The organism is Flavobacterium sp. (assembly GCF_044338735.1).
Classification (GTDB): Bacteria; Bacteroidota; Bacteroidia; order Flavobacteriales; family Flavobacteriaceae; genus Flavobacterium.
Genome location: NZ_JBIIWV010000184.1, coordinates 1 through 3,935, shown reverse-complemented (window position 1 = coordinate 3,935; position 3,935 = coordinate 1). Strand labels below are relative to the sequence as shown.

Genomic DNA, 3,935 nt, shown 5'->3' with positions numbered 1-3,935 from the left:
GGAAATGCAGTCATAGCCACTTTATTGTTTTCCTCGAAAACTTTAACTGCTTGAGCATCTCCAGATTTGATTAATTCTCCACTGTTTTTAATCCATTTGTACAACCATTCTTTGTCATACTTGGCTTCAACACCACGAAGTGCAGGACCCGTAGATTTAGCATCTAATTTATGACATGCTGCACAATTGGCATTAAAAATTTCTTTACCTTTTGCTGCATCTTGAGAAAATGCATTTAAAGAAATAGTTAGCGTGATTGCTAAACTGAAGAAAATCTTTGAAAACGATTTATGGTTACCCACCTTTTTCATATTTAAAAATGATTATCAACTAATTATTGGTACAATTATAGATGAATCTATAACAATTTTTATTTTTAAAAAACTCCGACAAAAATACAATATTAGAACTATTATTAAAACCCAAATTTTGCACTAAAATGTAATTTATATTAGTTCTAAATAACAATAATGCTTCCCACAATAAAATGAAATTGTATTTTTGTAATGAAAAAAAAATGTGATGAAAAAAAAGCAAAAACATAACTTATTGTACTTCTTCATTCTATGTATATTTTTGGGTTATAAAATGAATGGACAAGAACGAAAATCCAACTTAATTCAAGATCCAAAAATTGATCAATTACTAAAAGAAAAAAGAAAAATTAATATTGGATTAGTATCAAATGACACGTATAAAATTCAAATTTTTTATGGAAATAGTGATGATTCTAAAAAAAAATTACAGGAATTTAAGCGAGAATTTATAGATTTTGATGGCACTATTGTGTATACAAATCCAAATTATAAAGTGTGGGTTGGAAATTTTGAAACCCGCATTGAAGTTGAAAAAGCAATTTTAGAAATAAAGAAAAAATATCCAACGGCTTTAATAATAAAACCTACAAAATAATATATTCTATAAAAAAAACGCCTTACAATTGTAAGGCGTTTTTTTTACTTTATTATTTTAATTTTTTCTTCACTTCCACTTCTTGGAACGCTTCGATTAAATCATATTCTTTAATATCGTTGTAATTTTTAATTTGCATACCACAGTCATATCCTTTTGCTACTTCTTTAACATCGTCTTTAAAACGTTTTAAGGTTGCTAATTCTCCTGTGTAAATTACCACACCTTCTCTGATAAGGCGTATTTTAGAATTTCTAAATATTTTACCATCGGTTACCATACATCCTGCAATAGAGCCTACTTTTGTTACTTTAAAGATTTCTCTAATTTCGGCAGTACCTGTAATTTCCTCTTTCATTTCTGGAGACAACATGCCTTCCATAGCATCTTTCAAATCATCTATTGCATCGTAAATAATTGAATAGTTACGGATATCGATTTCTTCTTTATCGGCTAGTTGTTTTGCATTTCCTTGAGGACGTACGTTAAATCCAATGATAATTGCATCTGAAGCCGAAGCTAATAATACATCTGATTCTGTGATTGCTCCTACTCCTTTATGGATAATATTGATTTGAATTTCTTCGGTAGATAACTTAGAGAATGAATCTGATAATGCTTCAACCGATCCATCAACATCTCCTTTAATAATAATATTTAATTCTTTAAATTGACCTAAAGCAATACGACGGCCAATTTCGGCAAGTGTAATATGTTTTTGTGTACGTACTGATTGTTCGCGTTGTAATTGTGTACGTTTTGATGCAATTTGTTTTGCTTCTCTTTCGTCTTCGTAAACATTAAATTTATCTCCCGCAGTTGGCGCACCGTCTAAACCTAATACTGATACTGGAGTAGATGGACCCGCTTCTTTTACTTGTTGACCTCTTTCATCAAACATGGCTCTAATTTTACCATGATTTTTTCCAGCTAAGACATAATCTCCAATGCGAAGTGTTCCTGCCTGTACTAATATAGTAGAAACATATCCTTTACCTTTATCTAATTGTGCTTCCACAACTGTTCCTAAAGCAGGTTTATTTGGGTTAGCTGTTAATTCTAATACTTCTGCTTCTAACAACACTTTTTCAAGTAATTCTAAGACACCCGTACCTTGTTTTGCGGAAATGTCATGCGATTGATATTTTCCACCCCAATCTTCAACAAGTAGGTTCATTCCTGCTAATTGCTCTTTAATTTTTTCTGGATTGGCATTGGGCTTATCCACTTTATTTATAGCAAAAATCATTGGAACTCCCGCAGCTTGTGCATGACTAATTGCTTCTTTTGTTTGTGGCATGATGTCATCATCTGCTGCAATAACAATAATAGCAATATCAGTAACTTGAGCTCCACGTGCACGCATAGCAGTAAACGCTTCGTGACCTGGTGTATCTAAAAACGTAATTTTTTCTCCACCCTCTAATATTACTCCGTATGCTCCAATATGTTGTGTAATTCCACCCGACTCACCAGCAATTACATTAGCTTTTCGAATGTAATCTAATAAAGATGTTTTACCGTGATCTACGTGACCCATTACAGTAACAATAGGTGCTCTATGAACTAAATCTTCAGGATTATCAGCAATAATTTCTGCTGCTTCTTCAATATCTGTTGTAATAAATTCTACTTCAAAACCAAACTCATCTGCAACAATAGATAATGTTTCAGCATCTAAACGTTGATTCATGGTAACCATGATTCCAAGAGACATACAAGTTCCGATTACTTTGGTTATCGGCACATCCATCATGGTAGCTACTTCTCCAACAGTTACAAATTCGGTAACTTTTAGTGTTTTACTGCCCTCTTCTATTGCTTGAAGTTCATCATCAACACGTTGGCGGTGAGAATCTCTTTTGTCTCTACGATATTTTGCTGATTTAGACTTATTACCTTTTCCTTGTAAACGTTCTAAAGTTTCTTTAATTTGGTTTTTTACATCTTCTTCAGATGGTTCAACCTTTTGAATAATTGGTTTTTTACCCTTGTTGAAACCTCCCGCTGCACCACCTTTTACAAACTCTTTTTTAGGACCACCACCTGTTTGGTTATTAGCTCCTGGAGCACCTGGACCATTAGGTTTTATAATTCTTTTGCGTTTGTTTTTATTGTTTGCATTAGCTCCTGCTGTACCTGTAGTGCTAGGTGTTTGAGGTGCTCCTGGTTTTTTGATGTCTTTTTTTATCTCTTCTTTTTTCTTTTTAGGTTTATTAAACTGAGTTAAATCAATTTTTTGACCCGTAAAAGTAGCACCCGAAAGTTTGTGATATTGTGTTTCAATTTTTACATCAACCTCTTCTTCAGTTGATTCTGTTGAAGTTATTTCTTCTTTTGAAGACTTCTCGGTTTGTTGTTTTTTAACTGCAACTTTTTCTGGTTGAGTATTTTGTTCTTTCGTTTTTGCTTTGGTAGTGGTCTTAGCAACTACTGCTTTTTCTTTTTGTTCAGCTTCTGGAGTTTCAGGTGTAACAATTTGTTTTTTAGGATCTAATTCTATTTTGCCAACCGATTTTGGCGCAGTTACATTAGCCTTCGCTTTGATAACTTCTTGTCTTTGTCGTTCTTCTTCTTGCAAACGTTTTGCCTCTTGTTCTTTTTCAAGTTGGCGTTTAAGCGCCTCTTTCTCTTTTCTCTTTTCTTCGCTCACTTCAAGAGAGGCAACCTTATTCCCTTTGTCGGCAGAAAATTGACCACATAAGACTTTATACTCCTCTTGAGATATTTTAGCATTTGGACTAGACTCGATTTCGTGACCTTTGTCTTTTAAAAAATCCACAGCTCTATCAAGAGAAATATTTAACTCCCTTAAAACTTTGTTTATTCTTATTACTCTTTCTTCAGACATATAATCTTTTTAAAAAATTCTTTTTTTTGTTATACTGATTACAAATGTAGGATTATCCTTCTAATTCTTCTTTAAGAACATTCATTACATCTATAATTGTTTCTTCTTCAAGATCTGTTCTTCTTACTAAGTCGGCAACTTCTTGTTTTAAAACACTTCTTGCAGTATCTAA

The 3,935-nt window shown here is 32.8% G+C and carries 3 protein-coding genes; 1 reads left to right on the top strand and 2 read right to left on the bottom strand.

The genetic code is table 11. From position 1 onward, the window contains the following. Window positions 1-311 (bottom strand): c-type cytochrome (locus tag ACIQZC_RS09715; RefSeq protein ID WP_396139030.1); only part of this gene is annotated, 311 nt, incomplete at its 3' end. Window positions 312-522: 211 nt separating this feature from the next. On the opposite strand from ACIQZC_RS09715, the gene ACIQZC_RS09710 reads away from it, so the two are divergent. After that, entirely contained in the window at window positions 523-912 is a 390-nt protein-coding gene (locus ACIQZC_RS09710) for an SPOR domain-containing protein (RefSeq protein ID WP_396139029.1), read from the top strand. 52 nt (window positions 913-964) lie between these two features. On the opposite strand, the gene infB is transcribed toward ACIQZC_RS09710, so the two are convergent. Beyond that, window positions 965-3,763 (bottom strand): translation initiation factor IF-2, encoded by a 2,799-nt coding sequence (gene infB / locus ACIQZC_RS09705; RefSeq protein ID WP_396139028.1) that lies wholly within the window; start codon window positions 3,761-3,763, stop codon window positions 965-967. Window positions 3,764-3,935: the final 172 nt, after the last annotated feature.